The 21,890-nt window shown below is 67.9% G+C and carries 20 protein-coding genes; 7 read left to right on the forward strand and 13 right to left on the reverse strand.

Features of this window, described 5'->3' with window-relative positions; all coding sequences use genetic code 11:
• Window positions 1-49: 49 nt before the first annotated feature.
• On the reverse strand, window positions 50-1,237 hold the full coding sequence (locus tag ACIHAX_RS10665; protein ID WP_397277007.1) for a helix-turn-helix domain-containing protein: 1,188 nt from the start codon (window positions 1,235-1,237) through the stop codon (window positions 50-52).
• A gap of 142 nt (window positions 1,238-1,379) precedes the next feature.
• Here ACIHAX_RS10665 and ACIHAX_RS10670 point away from each other — a divergent pair, with 142 nt between their 5' ends.
• Window positions 1,380-1,544 (forward strand): hypothetical protein, encoded by a 165-nt coding sequence (locus ACIHAX_RS10670; RefSeq protein WP_364430678.1) that lies wholly within the window; start codon window positions 1,380-1,382, stop codon window positions 1,542-1,544.
• 207 nt (window positions 1,545-1,751) lie between these two features.
• Here ACIHAX_RS10670 and ACIHAX_RS10675 read toward each other — a convergent pair whose 3' ends face one another.
• Window positions 1,752-2,114 carry an FAD-dependent monooxygenase gene (locus ACIHAX_RS10675; protein WP_397277204.1) on the reverse strand — a complete coding sequence of 121 codons (363 nt, stop codon included), beginning with the start codon at window positions 2,112-2,114 and terminating at the stop codon, window positions 1,752-1,754.
• 83 nt (window positions 2,115-2,197) lie between these two features.
• Between ACIHAX_RS10675 and ACIHAX_RS10680 the strand changes: the two genes are divergently transcribed.
• Window positions 2,198-2,809, forward strand: a complete 612-nt coding sequence (locus ACIHAX_RS10680) for a TetR/AcrR family transcriptional regulator (RefSeq protein WP_397277009.1) — start codon at window positions 2,198-2,200, stop codon at window positions 2,807-2,809.
• A gap of 129 nt (window positions 2,810-2,938) precedes the next feature.
• On the opposite strand, the gene ACIHAX_RS10685 is transcribed toward ACIHAX_RS10680, so the two are convergent.
• From ACIHAX_RS10685 to ACIHAX_RS10695, 3 genes are all read right to left on the reverse strand, one after another.
• Entirely contained in the window at window positions 2,939-5,647 is a 2,709-nt protein-coding gene (locus ACIHAX_RS10685; protein WP_397277011.1) for a hypothetical protein, read from the reverse strand.
• A 429-nt stretch (window positions 5,648-6,076) separates the two neighbouring features.
• On the reverse strand, window positions 6,077-7,441 hold the full coding sequence (locus tag ACIHAX_RS10690) for a flavin monoamine oxidase family protein (RefSeq protein ID WP_397277013.1): 1,365 nt from the start codon (window positions 7,439-7,441) through the stop codon (window positions 6,077-6,079).
• Window positions 7,442-7,677: 236 nt separating this feature from the next.
• Complete coding sequence (locus ACIHAX_RS10695) at window positions 7,678-8,331, reverse strand: TetR/AcrR family transcriptional regulator (protein WP_397277015.1); 654 nt, start codon at window positions 8,329-8,331, stop codon at window positions 7,678-7,680.
• 112 nt (window positions 8,332-8,443) lie between these two features.
• Between ACIHAX_RS10695 and ACIHAX_RS10700 the strand changes: the two genes are divergently transcribed.
• The gene (locus tag ACIHAX_RS10700) at window positions 8,444-9,799 is read left to right on the forward strand and encodes a flavin monoamine oxidase family protein (RefSeq protein WP_397277017.1); all 1,356 of its coding nucleotides are present in this window, start codon (window positions 8,444-8,446) and stop codon (window positions 9,797-9,799) included.
• A gap of 52 nt (window positions 9,800-9,851) precedes the next feature.
• Here ACIHAX_RS10700 and ACIHAX_RS10705 read toward each other — a convergent pair whose 3' ends face one another.
• The 5 genes from ACIHAX_RS10705 to ACIHAX_RS10725 all read right to left on the reverse strand — a co-directional run bounded on the left by ACIHAX_RS10705 (window position 9,852) and on the right by ACIHAX_RS10725 (window position 13,299).
• Window positions 9,852-10,595 (reverse strand): lysostaphin resistance A-like protein, encoded by a 744-nt coding sequence (locus ACIHAX_RS10705; protein WP_397277019.1) that lies wholly within the window; start codon window positions 10,593-10,595, stop codon window positions 9,852-9,854.
• Between the two features lie 218 nt (window positions 10,596-10,813).
• Window positions 10,814-11,743, reverse strand: a complete 930-nt coding sequence (locus ACIHAX_RS10710) for an RluA family pseudouridine synthase (protein ID WP_364430693.1) — start codon at window positions 11,741-11,743, stop codon at window positions 10,814-10,816.
• A 248-nt stretch (window positions 11,744-11,991) separates the two neighbouring features.
• Window positions 11,992-12,573: a putative glycolipid-binding domain-containing protein gene (locus tag ACIHAX_RS10715; protein WP_364430696.1), complete on the reverse strand. Its 582-nt coding sequence runs from the start codon at window positions 12,571-12,573 to the stop codon at window positions 11,992-11,994.
• A 5-nt stretch (window positions 12,574-12,578) separates the two neighbouring features.
• On the reverse strand, window positions 12,579-13,031 hold the full coding sequence (locus tag ACIHAX_RS10720) for a TIGR03667 family PPOX class F420-dependent oxidoreductase (protein WP_364430699.1): 453 nt from the start codon (window positions 13,029-13,031) through the stop codon (window positions 12,579-12,581).
• A 73-nt stretch (window positions 13,032-13,104) separates the two neighbouring features.
• The gene (locus tag ACIHAX_RS10725) at window positions 13,105-13,299 is read right to left on the reverse strand and encodes a hypothetical protein (protein WP_397277023.1); all 195 of its coding nucleotides are present in this window, start codon (window positions 13,297-13,299) and stop codon (window positions 13,105-13,107) included.
• 400 nt (window positions 13,300-13,699) lie between these two features.
• Here ACIHAX_RS10725 and ACIHAX_RS10730 point away from each other — a divergent pair, with 400 nt between their 5' ends.
• Complete coding sequence (locus tag ACIHAX_RS10730) at window positions 13,700-15,559, forward strand: ABC transporter ATP-binding protein (protein WP_397277025.1); 1,860 nt, start codon at window positions 13,700-13,702, stop codon at window positions 15,557-15,559.
• Window positions 15,556-17,292, forward strand: coding sequence for an ABC transporter ATP-binding protein (locus tag ACIHAX_RS10735; protein WP_356964841.1), 1,737 nt, complete (start codon window positions 15,556-15,558; stop codon window positions 17,290-17,292). The genes ACIHAX_RS10730 and ACIHAX_RS10735 overlap by 4 nt, the downstream gene beginning before the upstream one ends.
• A 222-nt stretch (window positions 17,293-17,514) precedes the next feature.
• On the opposite strand, the gene ACIHAX_RS10740 is transcribed toward ACIHAX_RS10735, so the two are convergent.
• Together ACIHAX_RS10740 and ACIHAX_RS10745 are read right to left on the reverse strand one after the other, a co-directional pair.
• A complete protein-coding gene (locus ACIHAX_RS10740) occupies window positions 17,515-18,222 on the reverse strand; it encodes a siderophore-interacting protein (protein ID WP_364430707.1) in 708 nt (235 codons plus the stop codon).
• A 106-nt stretch (window positions 18,223-18,328) separates the two neighbouring features.
• Entirely contained in the window at window positions 18,329-18,799 is a 471-nt protein-coding gene (locus tag ACIHAX_RS10745; protein ID WP_364430710.1) for a hypothetical protein, read from the reverse strand.
• A gap of 172 nt (window positions 18,800-18,971) precedes the next feature.
• On the opposite strand from ACIHAX_RS10745, the gene ACIHAX_RS10750 reads away from it, so the two are divergent.
• Window positions 18,972-20,258, forward strand: a complete 1,287-nt coding sequence (locus ACIHAX_RS10750) for a SidA/IucD/PvdA family monooxygenase (RefSeq protein WP_397277028.1) — start codon at window positions 18,972-18,974, stop codon at window positions 20,256-20,258.
• Window positions 20,259-20,302: 44 nt separating this feature from the next.
• Here ACIHAX_RS10750 and ACIHAX_RS10755 read toward each other — a convergent pair whose 3' ends face one another.
• Window positions 20,303-20,968 (reverse strand): GNAT family N-acetyltransferase, encoded by a 666-nt coding sequence (locus tag ACIHAX_RS10755; protein ID WP_355076069.1) that lies wholly within the window; start codon window positions 20,966-20,968, stop codon window positions 20,303-20,305.
• 144 nt (window positions 20,969-21,112) lie between these two features.
• Here ACIHAX_RS10755 and ACIHAX_RS10760 point away from each other — a divergent pair, with 144 nt between their 5' ends.
• Entirely contained in the window at window positions 21,113-21,886 is a 774-nt protein-coding gene (locus ACIHAX_RS10760) for an alpha/beta fold hydrolase (protein ID WP_356964834.1), read from the forward strand.
• The last annotated feature ends 4 nt before the right edge of the window (window positions 21,887-21,890 follow it).

A 21,890-nucleotide genomic window follows, 5' to 3' on the forward strand; every position in this document is an offset into this window, starting at 1 on the left:
AACCGCACTACGTCGCGTGGTCGGCCGTGGCTATGGTTTCGTACGAGACTCAAATCTTGACGTTGGCCCACTTCGCGAACCGGGCCAGGGAGTCGGTTCCGCGCCGGGCATTGGCGAGTACGCGGACGGTCTCGTGGACCTGGGGGTGGTTGCGTGTCAGCTCCGGCGCGATCCGGCGCGCCTGGTCGAGACTGGCGAGGGCACGCTGCTTGTCGCCGTGGAGTAACCACGCGCGGGATACGTCGATCCAGTGATGTCCAGCGCGGGATGGCGTGACCGATGCCGGTAGCCGAATCCGCTCGGCGCGTGCGACGGCGGTTGTGCCATCGCACAACTCGACCGGGACGGCGACGGAGTGAATAGCGACGTTCGGCAGATGGAACCCGGTTCCGTACTCCTGATACCGATCGGAGTTGATGGTCTCGCCGATCCGGCGCGCTTCTCGAAGATGCGTGTCGGCGGTGTCGGCGTCGAGCGCACGGGCAGACAGTATCGACGCCCGCAGGTGCAACGCGCCCCGCACCGCGAGGACTTCCGGTGTCTCAGGTAGTTGCTCACTGGCTGCGTGTGCGCGCTCGATGATCCGCAGTCCACCGGCATACGCGCCGGAGTACAGCAGGATCAGCGCGCGATGGTATTCCGCCGCGATCGGCCACACGGGGTCAGCGCTGCGTTCGGCGGCCCACGCGCATCGTTCGGCGGCCAGTCCGGCGAGGTCGAGGTAGCCGTAGCGGTAGGCGATCGATGACGCACTGTTGTATGCGTAGGCGAGCGTCGAATAGATCCTCTCCAAACGGTGCCCGGATGGCTCGTCAGCGGCAAGCGCGTGCAAACCGTGTATTACGTCCGGCAGTTCGGCGGTGTGGTCGCCGTACCGGCCGCGTCGTCTGCTCGCCTGTACCCGATGCAGTGCCGTGGTCAGCTGTTCCAGGGTGGTCGGCGCATTCAGTGGTTCGTCGTTGAACGCCAGAATTTTCCGGCGCAGCTCGCGGATGGTGGCGTGCGCTCCGGCATCGTCGCGCGCCGGGATATAGGGCTGCCCGGTCAGATCCTCGATGTCGACCCTGAGTGCCCCGGCCACGGCCGCGATGAACGCGGGCGAGGCTGGGCGTGCGCCTCGCTCGACCTTGCGCAACAGCGACACCGACACGTTCGCCTTCTGCGCGAGCTGTTGCTGTGTGAGCCGGGTGAGCTTGCGCGCCCTGACGGTGCGTTCCCCGATCCCGGCATCGTCCATACCTCCACGGTGACACACGATGTGCCGCTTCGCATGAGTTCATCGAGGACAAAGTATCCGCAGGCCCCGGCGTCGGGTCGAGTCCTGAATCCCCGGCGCCGGGTGCCAACCAACCACCCACGACGTGCCGAAAGGTCACCGAATGACCGCAGAACTCGCAACTGTCCTGATCGTCATAGCCGCTGTCGGCGGACTGCTGATTCTCGTGTTCTGGGTGCTGCCCTGGCTACTCGATCTCGGGGACGAACCGGACGAATCCGTACCGGCACGTGAGATCTTCGCGCGGCTGGAGGACGAGCAGCGATGACGACTCGGCGTTCCTGGGTGCAGGACTACTGTGAGGACGGCAACCTGCCCGCGGACGAGAAACACGCGCGTGGCCTGATGAAGATCCACCAGAATTGTGAACCGCCATGCCCGCGTGGGGTGTCCGCTGAGCGCTATCTAAGCGAGCGCGTCGTGTGCCGAGCGCCGGACGAATGGCGGAAACCATGAGCGCCGTATTCGGATACCTTCAGCCTGGTTGGAAGAACTCGAGCATTCTCCGGCTGGCGTCCGGCGATGTCAGGAGTTCCTGTATCCGTGCGGACATCCCGGCGGCGGCGCTGGTGTGTTCGAACATCTCGCGTTCGTATTCTTTTACGGCGGAGGGAAAGTCGTCCGAGTGCGCGGCCAGTGCGAGGCCGAGCGCGGCGCCGTCGAGCAGCGCCATGTTGGCGCCCTCGCCCACCGGCGGCATCAGGCGCGCGGCGTCGCCGAGCAGCGTGACGTCCGGCCTCGACGGCCAGGTCAGACCGATCGGGAGACTGGTGATCGACCGCGGTACGACGGTGTCGTCGCAGGCCGCGATCCAATACGCTGTATCGAACCATGCGATGTAGTGTCAGCGGCATGTTGGTGTGGGAGCGACCGGAGCCACCGAATCGACCGGCGCCGGCCCCGTTGAGCCGGGAGCGGATCGTGCGAGCGGCGATCCGGCTGGCCGACGCGGACGGCTTGGCGGCGGTGTCGCTGCGCAAGGTCGCCGCCGCGCTGGACGTCGGGCCGATGCGGCTGTACGGCTACATCGCCACCAAGGACGAGTTGCTCGACTTGATGGTCGACGCGGTCTACGCCGAGATCCAGCCGGCCGGAGACGGTTGGCGGGAGGTGCTGCGCTCCCTTGCCGAAACCACCCGGCAAGCAGCTCACCAGCACGAATGGTTCGCCGACCTGCTCGGTGGGCGGCCGCAGCTCGGGCCGCACGCGATGGCCAGAGGGGAGGCCGTGCTGGCGGCGCTGGGCGGCGTCGACGTGGACATGGCCATGCCGGTGGTCGCCGCGGTCAACGCGTACGTGATCGGCGCGGTGCGCCGGGAGATCGCCGACCGGCGCGCCGAGCGGGCCACCGGGATGGACGAGAACCAGTGGCAGATCGCCTTCGGCCCTTATCTGGAGCGAGCCTTCGCGACCGGCCGATTCCCCGCGCTGGAGACGGTCGTACGCGACGCCGCCCACCTCGACGCCGACCAAACCTTCCGCATGGGCCTCGACTTCCTGCTCGACGGCATCGAAGCCCGCATCTCGAGTTGACCGAGGACGCCCGGGCCGATTTCATCGCTGCACCCGTTGGCCGATCACGCCGACCTGTTCGCGTCTCGATGGTGGCGCGCCTGCCTTCCCAGCTTTTGCGCCATCGTTAGCCGCTCGGAGCGGCGGTGCTCAGCCGATGGTCGCGTAGGGGCGGTGGACTTTGATGGCGGAGTCCAGGACGCGGGTGACCGCGGAGCGGGGGACGCCGAGTTCGTTCGCGATGGCGGGGGTCGAGCCGCCCTGATCGGCGAGGGTCAGGATCTCTCTGACCTCCTCGATCGGAAGGTCGGACAGGTGGCGGTCGGTGATGGCTCGTGCGATCGCGGAGATTTCGTCGTCGTCGGTGTCGGCTTCCTCCGGCTCGGTGGGGAATTCGTCGTCCTCGTCGTCGTCCTCGAGGATCGGCATCGGTGCGATGGGGAGGGGCGAAAGCTCGGGGGTTTCCTCGAGGGCCAGTTGTTCGCTCTCCGCGTCGGCGGAGTGGTCGTTCTGCTCTGCGGACATCGACTTTCCGCGTTTCGCCGCGCGCGGGGCGGTGGCGTTGGGGTGCACCTGTGCGGCGGTGTCGGCGATTGCGGGGGACTGGGTGTGCATCGGTTCGGTGGAGCCGGGACGCCGGGCGGCGTCGTCTCCTCGATGCACGCGATCGGCCGAGCGTTCGCCTCGACCGGCGGGCGGAAGTGGCGGCGTCGCGCTGTTCGTCTGAGTGGAGGGACGTTCGTCGAACTCGAGTCCGTCCAGCGAAATCTGTTGTGCAGGTTGCGCGGGTTCTGGGCGCGGTTCACCGATATCGGACGCATGCGTTCGCACTCGGCTCGGCGTTCCGTGCTCGAAGTCGGCCGGTGAAGGCTGCGCTGCTTCGGGATCGGCCGACCGGGTCGAACGTCCGTCCGACTGGACTTGCGAGACATGCTGGGCGGCAGATGAATCCGGATGTGTCGGGGAAGTCGTCAACTCGCGGCCGTTGGTGGCAGACGGAACCGGGCTTCCATGGGGAGCGAGGGTGTCCGTGTGGTCTTCAGTGGCGGGGGCGGTGTGCCGGTGGACCGGAAGCGCGTGCGCGTTGATGCCTGTGGGCGTCCCGGCGGCGTGACCATTGACGGTTGTAACAGTGTCGTGCCCGTTGACTCGAGCGTCTCCGGTCGCCGGGAACTCGGTGGTGTCATCGTCGGTGCCAGGGCGGAAGGTCTTTCCATTGACTCGCGGGTGCCGTTCAGTGCCCTCAGCGGGGGTCGGCACCGTGTGACCGTTGGTGGCCGGGCGCAAGGTATGTCCGTTGATGCGCGGGTGCCCGTTCCCGTTGACAGGTGTCCGGCTGGCCTTGCCGTCGATCGGCAGGACGTGGCCGTTCACGGACAGGTCGCCGCGGGTGTGGCCATTGACGGTGGGCTCGACGGGGTGGCCGTTCGTCGTGTGCGGGAGTGCGACACCGTTCATGCCGGTATCGGTCGCGTGGCCGTTGGCCGGGCGCTCGTCGGCGGAACCCGAGGTAGTGAAGTTCTCGCCCACTTCGCTGTGCACAGGATTCGCACCCGCGAGTGGGGCACCGTCGACGGGGTGGCCGTTGATCGGCGTATCGACCGCGTGACCGTTGGCCGTGCGAGTATCGGCGAGGCCCGAAGTGCTGAAGCCCTCGCGCACTTCGCCGTTGCCAGGGGCCGCCGCGGTGGACCCGACGCGGTCGACAGTGATGGGGTGGCCGTTGATCCGCGATCCGACCGCGTGACCATTGGTCGCCGACTTTGCGGGATCGACGCGTGCCGGGACAGGCATGACCGGTGCGGCCGAGCTGAACTCGTCGGGGCGTCCTGCGGGACGAGTGCCCGTCATTTCGGTCGGGACAGCGTGGTGGGTCGAGGCTTCACTCCCGGCGTGATGGAGGTCGGCACCGCCCCGATGATCGGTTTGCGCTCCGTGATTCGCGTCGTGGTGCGCCTCGCGGCCACCGGTCACGCCTGCATAGGTTTCCCAGGGAAATCGGCCGCTGTTCGCCGCTGCGTCGAGCGAGGGGCGACTACTCGCTTCCGCCTGCATGCCCGTGGCGAGTCGCGCATCGAGACGGATCGTTCGCGGGTCGGGATCGATCACCGGCGCGCCGTCGATCAGCACCGCGTACCGCGCGGAAACCCAGGCGTGCAACCAGATCACGACGCCGACCATCACCGGAGCGATCGCGTATTCGGCGGCGCGGCCGAGGTCGCCCGCGGCGAGATGCGGTCCCGTGTTCAGTGCGACGGTCGTGCCGAGCAGCGCCGCCTCGAAGAAGATCACCTTGCCGCGCGCCAGCTCCCGGCCCCATCGCGCCGCGGTCGTCGCCGCCACCATGATGGTGATGATCGGGATCGAGATCATCGCCTCGATGCCGTAGCTCAACCAGTACAGCGGATCGGCCATGTCGCCGCTGGGCACCAGATTGTGCTGCACGTTGACACCGGCCCACACCATGCCGAGCACGACGACGGCGATCAAGGCGCGCGACGACCACTCCGCCCGCCGGTAGAGCTGCGCCAGGCGCGCGTCCTGGCTCGACGCCCGACGCCGCGCCGCCAGTGCGCGCCGATGCCAGCGGGCGTCGGCCTCCTCCGAGCGGCGCAACGCCGCGGACGACTTCCGGTCGCGCCGTTCGGTGGCCAGTTCCGCCTCGATGGCCCGTCGCCGCTGCTCGCGCCGGCGCGCGCGAATCCATTCCGCCAGCTCGCGCTCCGCGGCGATCTCGCGTTCGGACAGCACCTCCAGCAGCGCCGGATCGAGCTGCAGGGGCAGTTTGCCGCGCGCGGTCTCGACTTGCTGTGCCAGCGCGGCAATCTCGGAACTATCGTTCGAGGATTCGTCGGGCATCGCGAGCCTTCCCAAGAGCAGGTCTCATGTCGAGTGGTGGAGACATGATCGCTCGAACATATGTGTGATCGGAGTGAGATTAAACCGACCTCCGCCCGTGGTCAATGTGGCGCTCTCCGAGCAGAAGGCGACACGCCGAGTGCGGGAAATTCATGACCTCCCTCGAATATCCGGATGAGCGGCGCATTCGGCGGCGCTCTCTGCGTGTCGAAACTCCGTTCGAATGCACACGTATCCAGTGCACCGTATTTTCCGCCCGGGTTGCTCGGTTCGCGCTCCGCGCCGATCCCGGTCCAGGGCAAGGCGCGTAGATACGGGCCGGCGCGGGCACGCCGCCGAGGCTGCCCGGCGGTGCGGCATCCGAACATCGGCCATGTTGTCGAGCGCGCCTGTCCGGACGGCGATGAATGCCGGGCGGTCAGCGGCGAATCAGGGTTCGGTTCCGCCTGCGGAATTCGACAACCCGTCGTCACAGAGAATCTCGATGACCTCCTGTGCGGCGCGTTCGCCGGACTCGATGGCGCCCTCGATGTAACCGGCGTGCTCGCAGGCGGTCTCTGTTCCCGCCCAATGGATGTTGCCCATTCGTTCCGCGGAGGCCGGAAAATATCCCTCGTCGTGTCCGATACTGGGCAGAGCCGAGTAGCCGCCACCGACATGCCGGTCCTGGTGCCACGACTTCTCGTGCCAACTTCGGGGAGCGAGGATCTCGGAGCCGAGGTGCGTAGCGAGTGGTCCCAGCACTGTTGCGCGGCGGGCGTCGGCGGCGAGACTGTCGAGTTCACGGGCCTCGGGGCCGGCGATGAGAATGCATAGGTGGCCGGGGCCGCCGGGGGGTGAGGTATCGAATACCGCCATGCCGGGATCGGTGAGCACCATCAATTCGGCGTGGGTGCGGTCGCGCCAGAACGGACGGTCATAGACCGCGATCGCTTTGTACACCGAGCCCATGTAGGTGTTGTCCTGTAGGCGGGTTCGCGCGGCGGGGAGCGCGGGGTGATGTTCGATGCCCGCTGCCATCGGTGGCGGGACTGTCACGATCACTTTCGTCGCGCGGTATGTCCCAGAGGACGAGTGGATCGTGACACCGGTCTCGTCGCGGTGTAACGCGGTGACGGCGCTGTTCAACACCACTCTGTCATGGAGCGCGGCGGCCAGCCGTTCGATCAGCGTCCCGGCCCCTTCGACGACCAGGCTCTCCTGCGCACCGCCCTTCGTGGAGAGCATCGCCGTGAGCCCGCCCTGGTAACGGATCATCTCGAGGAAGGCGTGCACAGAGTAGCGATCGAGGTCGGCAGTGGTGGACACCGAGACGAGTACTTCCAGCAGCCGACGCCCTCGGCGGCCGGGCACGCGGCGCAGCCACGATCGCACGCTCTGCGTCTTCCATGTCCGGGGTGCGCCGAGTCGAGCGACGACCTCGCATGCCAGCAGGACTGCGCCGGCGATCCTCGAGTTCGCGACGGTCTTGTCACCGTCGACGATCCGAGGCCGTTCGGGCGTGCGCATCGCGAACACGGTCGCACCGAGTTCGGCGGCCAACGTCTCGAAGCGGCGGTGCCCGTGACCGATCCATTGACCGCCGAGGTCGACTCGCGAGCCGAGCGCGGTGGTCTCGGCCATGACCCGCCCGCCCGGCCGCGCGGCGGATTCGAGCACGATGACGTCGATGCCGCGGCAGTGCAGCTCGCGCGCTGCGATGAGCCCGGCCATGCCTGCGCCTATCACGGCGACCGTGACCGCTCGCGGCGAGTCTTGACCGTCGGGCCGGTCGTCGGGTTTCAGCTGGATCATTTCGTCTCACTCCAGAGGGCGAATCGTGGGCCGAGCGAGGAAACACGACCTGCGGCTCGGCGATCCCGGGTGGATGTGCCGGTGCCTGCTTCACGGGTCCGTCGCGACCGAACCGGCGGGGGCTTCTCCTCGCGACCCCAACAAGATAATCGAACTAAGTCGGACAACCGTACGAATTACGTTAAGGCGAAGGCGCTCCATGGCGCAATAGGCAGTCGATCGGCGGGTGGGGAGGGCTACTCGCGGTCGATGTGTGCGGGGCTTCGCCGCCGTGGCGCGCTACGGGCGACCGGTTGCGGGTCGGCGAACAGGACGAGCATGTCCAGTGCCTGGCCGAGGTCTCGCCGAGCTCGGCCGACGTCGGGCTTCGCGACGTACTGCAGGATGAGCCCGTCGATCTGGGCGAGCGCAAGGCGTCCGAGGGTGTCGAAACCGACGGCGCATCGTTCTCCCGCGGCCTGGGCGGCCTGTTCGCAGAACTCGGTGACGACCGAGCTGTAGCGCTCGTATTGCAGCTGGGCCAAGTTGCCCCCGGCCTCGCTGCGCAGGGAGTAGGTCATCAGCTCGTACTGCATGATCTGCAGCCCGATCCGACTGTCGACCAGCTTCTCCCAGAAACTGGTCACGCCGTGACGCAGGGCGTGCTCGACGCCTTTGTCGAGCTCGAGTTCTGCTCGCAACACTGCGGAGATGTCGCGGATGAGCGTGGTGATGACCGAGCGCAGCAGCTGGTCCTTGGTCGGGAACACGTAATGCAGCGTGCCGAGCGGAACGCCGGCCTCGGCGGCGACCGCGCGCAGCGTGGTGGCGGGCACGCCGACGTCGCTGAGCACGGTGATAGCCGCCGCAACGATCTGCTCCTCGCGTTCGGACGCCTTGACGTAAACCACGGGTTCTCCTCGCTCCGCTGGCAGACGAACTTCGAGCAACTGTTGCACACCGCACTGGCGTGACCTATCTTACAGTCGTACAACCGACCGAATTTTGTGTAAGGAATGGGACATGACCGATGTCGATGTTGTGGTGGTAGGCGCCGGTCTCGCCGGCTTGACCGCGGCCAGGACGCTCAAAGCCGCCGGGCGCAGTGTGCGGGTGCTCGAGGCGCGAGACCGCGTGGCTGGGCGCAATCTCGGGGGCCTGCTGTCGAGCGGGATTCCCGTGGAGATGGGCGGGCAATGGATCGGCCGCACGCAGACCGAGGTCCTGAAACTGGTCGACGAGTTCGGCCTGAAGACGGTTCCGACCTACGACGACGGTGAGTCGGTGACGCTCTACAACGGCACCGTCACACGCTACGGCGACGTCACCTTCGGCTTGTCCGAGGAGGCCGCCGGGGAAGTGGGCCGCCTGCAGGCCGAACTCGAAGCGATCGCCGAAACCGTTTCGCTGTCCTCGCCCTGGACGTCACCGCGCGCCGCCGAGCTCGATCGCCGGACCGTCGACGAGTGGCTGCGCGCGAACACGGAGAATCCCGAAGCACTGGCGTTCTGGGCCGCGGTCGTGCCCGCGCTCTTCTCCGCTGAGCCCTCGGAGATGTCGCTGCTGCACTTCCTGTTCTATATCAAGTCCGCGGGCATGCTCGACATCCTCGTGGGCGTCACCGGTGGCGCACAAGAGATGCGCGTCGTCGGCGGCACCCATCAGATCTCCGAACGGCTGGCCGCCGAACTCGGCGACGATGTCGTCACGCTCAACGCCCCGGTGCGCTCGATCACCCACGATGAAGAAGGCGTGAGCGTGACCCAAGCAGGCGGCACGCTCACCGCCGGGCACGCGATCGTGGCTATCCCGCCCACCTTGGCGGGTCGGCTGCACTACCAGCCGGCCTTACCCGCTGCCCGCGACGGACTCACTCAGCAGATTCCGATGGGGTCGGTCATCAAGGTGCAGGTCGCCTATCCCACGCCGTTCTGGCGGAACTCGGGTCTCAACGGGTTCGCCTTCAGCCTTGATGACGCGCTCAGCGTCACCCTCGACAACTCCCCGCCCGACGGAGTGTGCGGCGTGCTGGTCGGCTTCTTCGAAGGCGCTCACGCTCGGAGCGCGGCGCGCTGGAGCCCGGATGAACGCCGGACCGTCGCCGTGGCGACTCTGACCAAGCTGTTCGGTCCGGAGGCCGCGGAACCGAGCGACTACGTCGAACAGAATTGGATGGCGGAGGAATACACCCGCGGCTGTTATGGCGGCCGATTGGGCGCCGGTGTCTGGACACAGTTCGGAGCGGCGCTGTCCGAACCGGTCGGCCGCATCCACTGGGCAGGCGCGGAGACATCCGATGTGTGGAACGGCTATATGGACGGTGCCGTCCGATCCGGCTATCGCGCTGCGGCCGAAGTTCTCGACTGCCTGGGTTTCTGAAGAAAGATTCCTGGCCGAACTCTCGGCCCAGTCGGATCTTTCTCCGGCAGTGTCAACTGAGCGTGGTGTGCCAGACGATGGCGGCGGCCAGGGCTCCCGCGCCGTTGACCGACCAGTGCAGGGCTATCGGGGCGAGCAGGCTGCCGCTGCGGTGGCGCAGCCAGGTGAACACCACGCCCGCCGCGGCCGTCGCGAGAACGGCGAGCAGGATGCCGACGATCTGGCCGGTCACGCCGCCGCCGACGAATGCGCTCAAGCCGCGATTGCCGGAGGTGAGACCGAGGGACGACGCGATGTGCCAGAGGCCGAACAGCAGGGAGCCCGCCGCGAAGACGCCGCGCGCACCGTACGCGCGGTCGAGTGTGCCGTGCAGCACGCCACGGAAGGCCAGTTCCTCGGGGATCACGGTCTGCAACGGGATGACGATCATGGAGGCGATCAACGCGCCGGAGATGGTCGCATAGCGTTCGGCCAGGAAGAACGGCCGCGTGAGCGGTAGTGCCGCCCCGATCCCGACGACCGCGAGGACCAACGCCACCGCGCCGAGCGCGTAGAGCGAACCGCGCCGCCAGTGCCGGGGCGAAAGGCCCAGTTCCGACCAGCCGAGACCACGCCTGCGGACCAGTGCGAGCAGCGCGAGCGCCGAGACCGGCACCGTCACGATGCTCGCCCACGCGGTGGTGAAATGTGCGATGAGATTGGTGCCCGCCAGGACGATCACCACCACGGCGACGTCGACGTAGGCGTGCACTTTGTGGCGTGGGCGGGTCGGTGCTGCTAGGTCCGGCTCAGACATCTCGACCGAGTCTACGGAACGAGAACACGTTCACCACGGATGCGGGCTTTATTGCCGGATCGATCACTTTTCGCCGCCGTCGGGGTCGAACGGGGCCCCCGCCGTGTGTACGGAAGGCGAGGCGGGTGTCGCGGAACCGTGTGCGAAGGCATGGCGCGGCGCTCGGCCGGGTGATCGTGTCGTGGCGACGCTGCTCGATGCGGGCGCTGACCGCGGTGTCAGCCGGCCCACCCGTGCGGGTCGGTCCAGGCCTGCAGCGTGCGGCTGGTCTCGAAACGGCGCGGCTCGTGGGTGACCGGATCGGTGAACTCGAGTGCGGCGGCCAGCAGTTGCAGCGGCCTGGTGAAGTCGTCGACCGGCTTGTCGGTGAGCACCGGGTAGAAGTCGTCGCCGAGGATGGGGACGCCGAGGCTGTTCATATGCAGGCGCAACTGGTGGGTCCGGCCGGTGTGCGGGCGCAGCCGGTAGCGGCCGAGGCCGTCGCGGTGCTCGAGCAGTTCGATCTCGGTTTCCGCGTTGGGTTCGCCCGGGACCTCCTGGGCCGCGAGCACCTGCTTCTCCTTGACGATCCGGCTGCGCACCACGCGGGGCAGCGTGAGGCCGGGATCGAACGGGGCGATCGCCTCGTACTCTTTGCGCACGGTGCGCTTGTGGAACATGGTCTGGTACGCGCCGCGGCGAGCCGGGTTGATCACGAAAAGCACCAGGCCCGCCGTGACGCGGTCGAGCCGATGCGCCGGGACCAGATCGGGGAGGTCCAGCTCTCGGCGCAGCCGCACCAGCGCGGTCTGCAGGATGTGCTGACCGCGCGGGATCGTGGCCAGGAAGTGCGGTTTGTCCACCACCAGCAGGTCGTCGTCGCGATGCACGACGGGGATGTCGAACGGCACCACCGTCTCCTCGGGCAGATCGCGATGGAACCAGACCGCGCCGCCGGGCACGAACGGTGCGTCCGGAGCGATCGGCCCGTCCAGGTCGACGATGCCGCCCGCGTGCAGCAGTTCATCGATGCGCGCCGGGGAGACCCGGGGCAGGCGCTCCACCAGATGGTCCCGGATGGTCGCCCAATGCCCCTGCTCCGGTAGTCGCAACCGGGCCGGGTCCAAGCCGTGCCGTTTCGGCAACGGCGGTTGTTGCCGCCTTCTCATCGATACCGACCCTAATAGGTACAGTCGGACGGAGTCCGTCCTCAGCCCGCGCACGGCCGGAGCGAAGGCGGAGGTACGCCTAATAGGTGCAGCCGGACGTAGTCCGTCCTCAGCCCGCGCATGGCCGGAGCGAAGGCGGAGGTACGCCTAATAGGTGCAGCCGGACGTAGTCCGTCCTCAGCCCGCGCATGGCCGGAGCGAAGGCGGAGGTACGCCCGACCGCAGGCCTGACGTCCGAGGTCGCGGGTTCAGTGGGCGCGGATCGCGATGCCCGGGTAATCGAGCACCAAGCCCGACTTGTCGTAGTCCAGCGTGCAGGCGAAGTCGAACTCTGGGGCGGAGTACTGGAACCGCGGTCCGTGCGAGCCGTCGGCGACGCGGACGTAGCGCTGCTCCAACCGGGCCACCGCGGCGCCGGAGGCGTACACGTAGGCAGCGGGCGCGTCCGCGCCGTCGCCGATCTCTTGCGCGGACCGGTGCACGGGGAGCGCGTTGGTCAGCGCGGAGGACTCCAGGTCCACGTCCAGACAGCCGTCGAGCAGGGGCGCGGGCATGCCGTCCAGCAGCCAGGACCCCGCGCCGTCGGACTCCAGCACCAGCGTGTTCCAGCCGCCTGGTTTGCGCACGGCCACCTGGGCCCGGCGCGTGCGCCATTCGGTGTCCAGCGCGATCCGGTAGTCCACCACCCAGGCCGTGCCGTCCTCGACCGCTGTCGTGCAGCCGTCGATCAGCACGCCCTGCTCGGTGACCCGGAAATACGCCACCTCGAACCCCTCGCGGGCGGTGCGATGACGCCACGCGGCGGTGGGCGGCGGCGGCGCGAACTGCATCGGGTTCAGAATCCGCGCAGCCGGTCGGGCGTGATGCGCAGCACGACGGAGTACTCGGCGTAGAACTGCTCGTCGGTCAGGCCGATCGAGCGAAGGCCGTCGGCGTACTTCGTGGTGAAGGCGTCGATCTCCGTCGAACCGGGCCGTTGCTCGACCACCCGCGCCGTGCCGGTGAGTACCACCACGTCGCCGCCGGACGCGGTGCTGTTGAGGTTCAGCGCGACCCGGGGATTGCGCTGGATGTTGCGCACCTTCGGTTGGCCTGGCTTGCTGAAGATCAGGAACTCGCCGTCGCGCCACTGGAACCAGACGGGGTTGGGCTGCGGTGTTCCGGTGGGCCCGACGGTGGTCAGCCAGAGGATGGACTCGCGGTTCAGGCGTTCGGCGACTTTGGCGCCGAATTCGGTCTCGGTGTCGACGACAGGGGTGGCGGAACGATCGGATGCCGTTGCGGTCATGGCAAGGACAACACCCCGGCCGCCGTGACGATTCCGCGTCGTCGCGGCGGGAGCCACGAGACCGGTGCTCCTGTCACGGCGTAGCCCGTTCGTCCAGCACCATCAGCCGGGCTTCGACCAATGTCCTGCGGGCGCGCCGCCGGACCCGGCATATTTCGACGCTGCAATCCAGGTGCACTTGCATGGCGTGGTGCGCTTGGCCCGCGGTGAGTTCGCCGGGATCCCTGGCGCAATTCGACAGAACCGAAAACATCTCCGTGCCAAACATATTCGATCCTCCTGCGGGTGCGGCGGTTTCGCTCGCATTCGAAGTTAGCGATGCACGCGGGCTATCGGACCGGGATGCGGGTTCGTTCACGGAGGCTTCCCGAGCGCGTCGCCAGTTCGAAAACAGCGAGTTCGCAGCAGTTTTCGCACATGGACGAAATAAGTCACGAAAGACAACGGCCGGTAGGCGGGGACCGCCCAGGACGCGTGGTCTCGGCGGCGAAGCGGGCGACCCGTGCCGTGCCGGACGACCGCCTCCGTACTCGCGGGTCGATGGACCGCCCGCGAAGCTCCCTCGGCGCCGGGAGGGCAAAGATAACTTAGGCTAACCTTTCTTGCTGGGCGCTTCTGTGTGAGGATGAGGCGATTCCGGTGATGGATGCCGCGAGAGACGAGGTCAGATGACGGTAGAGGTCGCGCCGCTGCCTGCGGCGCAGACGGGGAACCGGCCGCCGAGGGCGGTGCTGAAAGAACGCAAGCAGCAGGAGGCCCAGGCGCGCAAGGAGATCCTCGCGCCCGTGCGCGGCCCGTTGACCGTCGCGAGCATCGTCATGGCCGTCGCGTCGGCGTGCGCGGTCGTGCCCTTCGTGCTGATCGTGGCGGCCTGCCGCGAACTGCTCCAGGATCAGGTGGACACCGACCGGGTGTGGCGTCAGCTGACGATCGCGGTGCTGGTCCTGGTGGTCCGCGCGCTGCTCCAGGCCGCGGCGTTGACCTGGACGCACCTGGTCGACGCCGGATATCAGCTCGCCGTGCGCCGGGCGCTGGCGGCCAAGCTGACCCGGGTGCCGCTGGGCTGGTTCGGCGAGCGGACCTCCGGCGAGGTGAAGAAGTATCTCCAGGACGATGTGGAGGCATTGCACTACCTGGTGGCGCACGCCCGCCTGGAGTTCGTCGGCGCCGTCACCGTTCCGCTGATCACGTTCGGCTATCTGCTCACCGTCGAATGGCGGCTGGCCTTGGTGCTGCTGGTGCCGGTCCTGGCGTACGCCGTGCTCTACAGCCGGATGATGGACCGGGACGGACGGGACCGCTTCGTGGTCTACACCCGCTCCGAGCAGGCCACCAAGCAAGCCGCCATCGAGTTCGTCGACGGGATTCAGGTGGTGCGCGCGTTCGGTCAGGCGGGCAAGGCGCACAGCGTCTTCCAGGACGCCGTCGAACACCAAGCCCGCAGCGTGGACCGGCTGAAGACGCCGATCATCAAGGTGCAGGCGGCCTCCGACATCGTCGTCACCCCGGTGTTCGTGATGCTGGTGGTGGTCGTCGCGGGACTGGCCGCGGTGGGCCTGGACTGGGTGGAGCCGCTGGACGTGCTGCCGTTCCTGCTGGTCGGCCTCGGCCTGGGCAGTTCATTGCTGAGTCTCGGCTATGGCGCGCAGGCGCTGCGGGCCGCCGCGGTGGCGGCGCAACGCCTGCACGACCTGCAACGGACTCCCGAATTGAGTGGCAGTGCGCCGACCTCCGCCGTGGCGGAAGCCGAATCCGCGCCCGCCGGTCTGGTCCGATTCGAAGGTGTCGACTTCGGCTATCGTGCCGGCCACGACGTGCTGCGAGGTATCGATCTCGAGCTCGCCCCCGGCACGATCACGGCCCTGGTGGGCCCGAGCGGATCGGGCAAATCGACACTGGCCAAATTGCTGCCGCGGTTCTACGACGTGGGTTCGGGCCGGATCACCATCGGCGACCGCGACATCCGTGACTTTCCGAGCGACGAGCTCTACCGCACCGTCGGGTTCGTCTTCCAGGATGTGCGGCTGATCCGCGGCAGTATCAGGGAGAACCTGCGCCTGGCCCGGCCCGACGCCGACGACGCCGCGGTCGAGCGGGCCGCCCGCGCCGCGCAGATCCACGATCGCATCATGGCGCTGCCGCGTGGTTACGACTCGGAACTCGGCATCGACGCGACGCTCTCCGGCGGCGAGGCGCAACGGCTCTCGATAGCGCGCGCCCTGCTCGCGGACACCCCGGTCCTCGTGCTCGACGAAGCGACCGCCTTCGCGGACCCGGAATCCGAAGCGGCCGTGCAGGACGCGCTGGCCGTACTGGTCGCGGGGCGCACGGTCCTGGTCATCGCGCACCGGTTGCACACCATCACCTCGGTGGATCGAATCCTGGTGCTCGAGCGGGGACGACTGGTCGAGCAGGGTGATCACGCGAGTCTCGTCACCGCGGGCGGCGCCTACCAGCGGCTATGGGAGATCAACGAGGCGGCGCTCGGCGATCTGGCGCTCGTCGACAGTGTGGAGGGTGTCCGATGATTCGCAAGGTGCTGGAGCTGGTTCCGGGCGAATTCGCCCATCTGACACCGAAACTGTTCGCCGCCATAGTCGCGCAGGCCCTCAGCCAGGCCGTGGCGTACCTGCTGCTGGTGCCGGTGCTTACGGCGCTTTTCGACGACGACCTCGGCCGCGCGTGGCTCTGGGCGCTCGGCATGTTCGCCGCCGTCGCGGGCGTGGTGGTTTTCGGCTACCTGCAGGCGGCGATCGGCCTGCGCGTCGGCATCGGCATGCAGCGCGGATTGCAGACCCGGCTCGGCGACCACCTGAACGCACTGCCGCTCGGCTGGTTCGAGACCCATGACGCCGGGCCGCTCGGGCGGGTCATGGTCGACAACGTGCGGGAGCTGCAAGGCTTGGTCGCCTATCTGCTGGCCAGGATCTTCAGCGGCGTCATCGTGCCGCTCGCGGTCGCGGTCGGCATGCTGGCGGTCGACTGGCGTATCGCGCTGGCGATGCTGCTCGCCGCGCCAGTGCTCTACCTGGTGAACCGGCTGGCCGATCGCGCGTACACCAGCGCGGACCAGCGGATGCACGCGGCGGCGGCCGAAGCCGATTCGCGCGTCATCGAATTCGCCCAGGCGCAGCCGGTGCTGCGGGCGTTCGGCGCGGTGGGATCGGGCAACCGCGCGCTCGACGCGGCGTTGGCCGGGCAGCGCTCGGCCGGATCGCGCATGGTGTTCGCCAGCGTGCCGGGCCTGATCCTGTTCGCGCTGTTCGTGCAGGCCGTGTTCCTGGTTCTGGTGTACGTCGCGGTGGCGCGGGTGACCGACGGCGCCATCTCGGCCGCCGCCGCGATCGCGCTGATCGCGGTGAGCTCGCGATTCATCGAACCGCTCAACCAAGCCGCGCAGCTGGGCACCGCGCTGCGTTCGGCGGGTGCGGCCGCGGACCGGATCAGCGAGCTGCTCGACGAACCGGTGCTCCCTGAGGCGGAAACGGCCGTCACCCCGCAAGCGCCGTCGGTGGTCTTCGACGACGTGAGTTTCGGATACCGTCCCGGTGAGCCGGTGCTGTCGGGCGTGACGTTCAGCGTGCCCGCGGGCACCACGACGGCCATCGTCGGGCCGAGCGGTGCGGGTAAGACGACATTGCTGCGGCTGGCCGCGCGGTTCTACGACGCGGATTCGGGCCGGGTCGTGGTGGGCGGGCACGACGTGCGCGATCAGCCGTCGGCGACGCTGCTGAGTCAGTTGTCGCTGGTCTTCCAGAACGTCTACCTGTTCGACCAGTCGGTCGCGGACAACATCCGGATCGGCAGGCCGGATGCCGGTGACGACGAGGTGCGTCGCGCGGCGGCCGCGGCGCGCGTCGACGAGATCGTCGACCGGCTCCCGGACGGTTTCGACACTCGGGTCGGTGAGGGCGGCGCGGCGCTGTCCGGCGGTGAGCGGCAGCGGGTCTCGATCGCCAGGGCATTGCTGAAGGACGCGCCGATCGTGCTGCTCGACGAGGTGACCAGCGCGCTCGATCCGCACAGTGAAGCGGTCGTGGTGCGCGGGATGCACGAGATCACCAAGGACAAGACGGTGATCGTGGTCGCGCACCGGCTGGCCACCATCGCCCACGCCGATCAGATCCTGTTCGTGGACGGCGGGCGGATCGTGGAGCGCGGCACGCACGCCGAACTGCTCGCGCTGAACGGCCGATACGCCGCGTTCTGGAACGAGCGATCTCGCGCGTCGGGCTGGCATCTGGAGCCGGTCGCCACCTAGCGGCTCGCACGTCGAGCCGGTCACCGTGGACGCCGAGAACAACCGGCGCCCACGGTGATCCGTTCGTGCGAGTGGTTCGGCCAGGCGCGGGCGATGACCTCGGTCCCGCCGGAAGCGGGAGCCGACGAATCGGCTGTAGTCGCCGTTTTCGATCGGGACGTTGTCGATACCGGAAACGCCGCACCGCGCGAATACGGGTGCGGCGTGGGAGCAGTGAAAGACCTACTTCCAGTAGGCCTGCGATTTGATCGCGGTCTTGGGCAGGTTGTGAATCGCCTTGAAGCTCTTCACGATCGAGCGGGTGGTGTGCCCATCGCAGGCGACCCAGGCGAAGGCGTCGGCCGGGCAGGTGAGTTCTTGGGCCGCTTCCCGCAGCAATCTGCCGTCATCGATCCGTTGCACCCAGGTCACTTGGTGGTGCGGCTTGTTGCGCAGCGGAATCGTGGTGTCGGATTCGTACTGCCATTCCAGCCAGACCCGTGCCGGGGTGTCGCCGATGGCGTCGAACAGCGAGTTGATCGCGGGCAGTGAGGCGGTGTCGCCGAAGATGAGGTATTCGCCGGGCGCGGATTCCGGCAGCTGGAAGTTCGAGCCGAGCACCGACGCGTCGAGTTCGTCACCGACCGAGGCGTTCTGCGCCCATCGGGCGGCGGGCCCGTCGTGGAGCGCGAACTCGATCGAGAAACGGTCGCCGTCCGGGTCGGGGTCGACCAGGGTGTAGCCGCGCTGTTGCAGCTTGCCGCTGTCGCCGTCAGGGAACCAGCCACGGATCCACTGCGTGGGGTGTACCGGATGATCGGCGAGCAGACCGCCCGCGGAGAAGCCGAGTCGCACGTATTTGTCCGTGACGTATTCGGTCGAGGTGACGGTCAGCCGGTAGTCGTTGCCGCCCCACGCCTTGACCATCAGACCGTTCAAACCTTTGCCCATGAACTAAGGTTAGCCTAACGAAAGTCGAATGTCGCGCGGTGGGTACGCACCACGCGACATTCGACGGCGACCGTGTCCGGAGGGCCCGGGCGCGAGGGGTTTTGGGTCAGCAGGACAGCGCGAGCGCCGAAGCGAGGCTGCACTCCGCCTGGCGTGTCAGCTTCCAGTAGCCGTCGATCTGCTTCCAGGAGACGTCGTAGGTGAAGTCCGGGTAGCCCTCGGTGGTGATCAGGAGCTGGGCGTCGATCCGGTCGCCCGACGCGGAGGGGTTGATCACGTTGTAGCGCAGGCTCGGCGGGGAGACCGCCAGCAGGCCCGCGATCTTGTCCATCGTGGCGACGCCCGCATCGCCGGATTCCAGCTCCGCCGCTCGCGTGCTGCGCGCTGCGCCGGTGTTGATCGCCACGCGAAGTTTTGCGGTCAGCTCGCCGGCGCCGGGGGCCTGGGAGTGCAAGGGTGCGACCAAGGGCGCCGCGACGGCGGGCGTGACCGTCCCGACTACGCCGGCGAATGCGGCGCTGACCACGACCGCCGTAGCGGCGAGTCGGGCGAGTGTCTTGTTCGGGGTCTTGGTCATTCGTTCATCCAATCTTTCGAGGGTGTGAGTGTCACCGCTCTAGTCGGGTACGAGTGTGCAATATAAGGTAAGCCTATGCAAACATGATCCGCACGGGTTCTGGTTGTCGGCGCGGCGGCAGGCCCGCGCACCCGGCGAGAAGCCGCGGGATGTCGGAGAGAGTGGAGAACCGGTGGAAACGCTTCTGGTCATCGGAGCTGGTCCGAAAGCCCTTGCGGTGGCGACGAAAGCGCATGTGCTGCGCACGCTCGACCTTCCTGCGCCCCGGGTGATCGTCGTCGAGGCGCACGCGGTCGGCGGCAACTGGCTGCCGAGTGGCGGTTGGACCGACGGCAGGCATCGATTGGGCACCAGCCCGGAGAAGGACGTGGGCTTCCCTTACCACTCGACCTGGGCGCGCGGGCGCAATCAGGAAATCAACGCGGCCATGATGGCCTACAGCTGGACGTCCTTCCTGATCGAGCAGGGCACCTATGCGGAGTGGATCGATCGGGGCCGTCCGAACCCGGCCCATCACGTCTGGGCCAAGTACCTGCAGTGGGTGGCTCGCCGGATCGATCTCGAACTGGTCTCCGGCACAGTGCGTTCCATCGGCGCGACCGCCGACGGCTGGCGCGTCACCGCGACCGATCCCGACGGTGGTGCGATCCTGTTGGACGCGGCCGGGCTGATGATCACCGGTCCCGGTGCGAGCACCAAGGCGCTCGCCGACCATCCGCGCGTGCTGAATATCGCTCAATTCTGGGATCTGGCCGGGCGGCGCAGTCTGCCGGTCTCCTCCCGGGTCGCCGTTATCGGCGGCGGTGAGACCGCGGGCTCGGCCTTGGACGAGCTGGTGCGCCACGGCATGTTGTCCATTTCGGTGATCTCGCCGATGGCCACGATCTACACCCGCGGCGAAAGTTATTTCGAGAACTCGCTGTTCAGCGACCCGGTCAAGTGGGCGGGACTCACTGTCCAGGAGCGGCGTGACGTCATCCGCCGAACCGACCGCGGCGTCTTCTCGGTGCGGGTGCAGGAGAGCCTGCTCGGCGACAGCCGGGTGCATCACCTGCAGGGCCGTGCCGTACGGGTGGTCGATCAAGGCGACGGCGTGGCGCTGACTTTGCGCAACGAGCGGCGCGCGGACCAATCGCACACTTTCGACCTGGTCATCGATGCCACCGGCGGACAGCCGCTGTGGTTCCTGGACCTCTTCGATCAGGACGCGGCCGACCTGCTGGAACTGGCGGTCGGCGGCAGGCCGTCCCAGGAGCGGATCGAAGTGTCGATCGGCTACGACCTCGCGGTCTCCGGGATGGAGACCAAGCTGTATCTGCCCAATCTCGCCGCGGTCGCGCAGGGGCCTGGTTTTCCGAATCTCAGTTGCCTCGGCGAGCTTTCCGATCGGGTACTGCAACCGGCGACGCGACGGTCCGGTGTGCCGTTGACGGGCACCGTCGCGCGGGCCTTCGGGTGAGCGCCCCCGCCCTCGAGGTCGTGGCCAGGGGCGCGGACCGAGCCTCAGCGCCGCACCGTCGGGACGTCCGCGGGCGTGCGCGGCAGGTAGTAGAGCGTGATCCGGCGATCCGGCCGGATGTCGAAGTCGCCGAGACTGGGCACGCCGAACCGCTCGGTCATGCGCCGCACCGCGACATTGCGGTGATCCGGTTCGATCAGGATGCGACGGCAGTTCGGTTCCGCCGCGAAGATTCCGGGCAGCAGGCCGCTGACGAAGGCGAACATGATGCCGCGCCCGATCACCTCCGGGTCGGCGGTGGCGAGGTGGAAGGCCACGTCATAGGGGTCGGCGTGGTAGATCCGGGCGATCTCGTCTTTGGCGGGGCGATACAACTCCAGGTAGGCGATGTCGCGACGGCCCAGTTCCGGCCGGTCGGTGCCGGTGAAGTCGTACCCGACGATGTATGGGCGGGAATAGCTTCCGTCCAGCTGCGCGCGCAGATTCTGCCTGCGCAGTTCGACGGGCCACGGCTGTTCCCACGTCTCGATCAGATGCGGCCGGTTCATCCACTCGGTGAGCAGCTCCGCGTCCGCACCGTCCGCGTCGGCCGTCCGGATGTCGAACGGGGCGGGCAGAGCCGGTTGCGGCGGAGCGGGCACGGCCCGCAGCTCGTCGGGGATATCGGTCAGCTCGCGCGCGATGACATGAGGCGTCCGGGTGGGGTTCATCGGTCGTCGAGCTCCGTTCGGTAGTGGCTCCGCTGGATGAATGTAAGGTTATCCTATGCTAACCTCGCGTGGTCGGCGAGGCCCGGTCGTTCGGAAAGGACGGCGCGCGGGCGCCCACACCGCGTGATGTGTAGGAGCTGTTGGATGTCGAGAAAACCCGGGTGGATTCGGAAGTTTCACAAACCCGTCACGGAAACGCTGCCGCCCCTGGTGTTGTTTCCCCATGCCGGCAGTGGCGCCTCCACCTATCGCGCCATGTCCAAGCGGCTCAGTGCCGATTTCGACGTCGTGCTCGTGCAATATCCGGGACGCCAGGACCGAGCCGCCGAACCCATGCCGGACAGTCTCGTCGAACTCGCGGCGGGCGCCCTTGCGGAATTCCTCGAATCGCCTTATCACCGAGGCATTCCCATCACGGTGTTCGGCCACAGCGTCGGCGCGATGGTGGCCTTCGAATTCGTCCGTCAGGCCGAGGCCGCCGGTGTGCCGGTAGCGCTGCTCGGCGCCTCCAGCGCGGTGGCGCCGGCATTGGTGGCCGACAGCGAGCCGCTGCCGACCGAGGAGGAGGCGCTGCTCGACCGGCTCGTCGCGCTGAACGGAACGGGCGCGGACGTTTTGGCCGATCGCGACATCATGCGAATGACGTTGCCCGTCCTGCAGGCCGACTATCGCGCGTTCGACGCCTACACGTGCGACCCGGACGTGCGGATCGGCGCGCGGATCGAGGTGATCGGCGGCGCCGACGACGACTTCGTCACCGTCGCCGAACTGCGTCCCTGGATCGCGCACAGCACTCGGGGCGGCTCGGTCACGCTCTTCGACGGCGGGCACTTCTATTTGTACGACCACATCGACGGCGTCGCGGAATTGCTTGCCTCCGCCGCCGCTGACGCAGGACAGTCCGCTCTTTCCAGTTAGGTTC

Source organism: Nocardia sp. NPDC051929 (assembly GCF_044548645.1).
Classification (GTDB): domain Bacteria; phylum Actinomycetota; class Actinomycetes; order Mycobacteriales; family Mycobacteriaceae; genus Nocardia; species Nocardia sichangensis.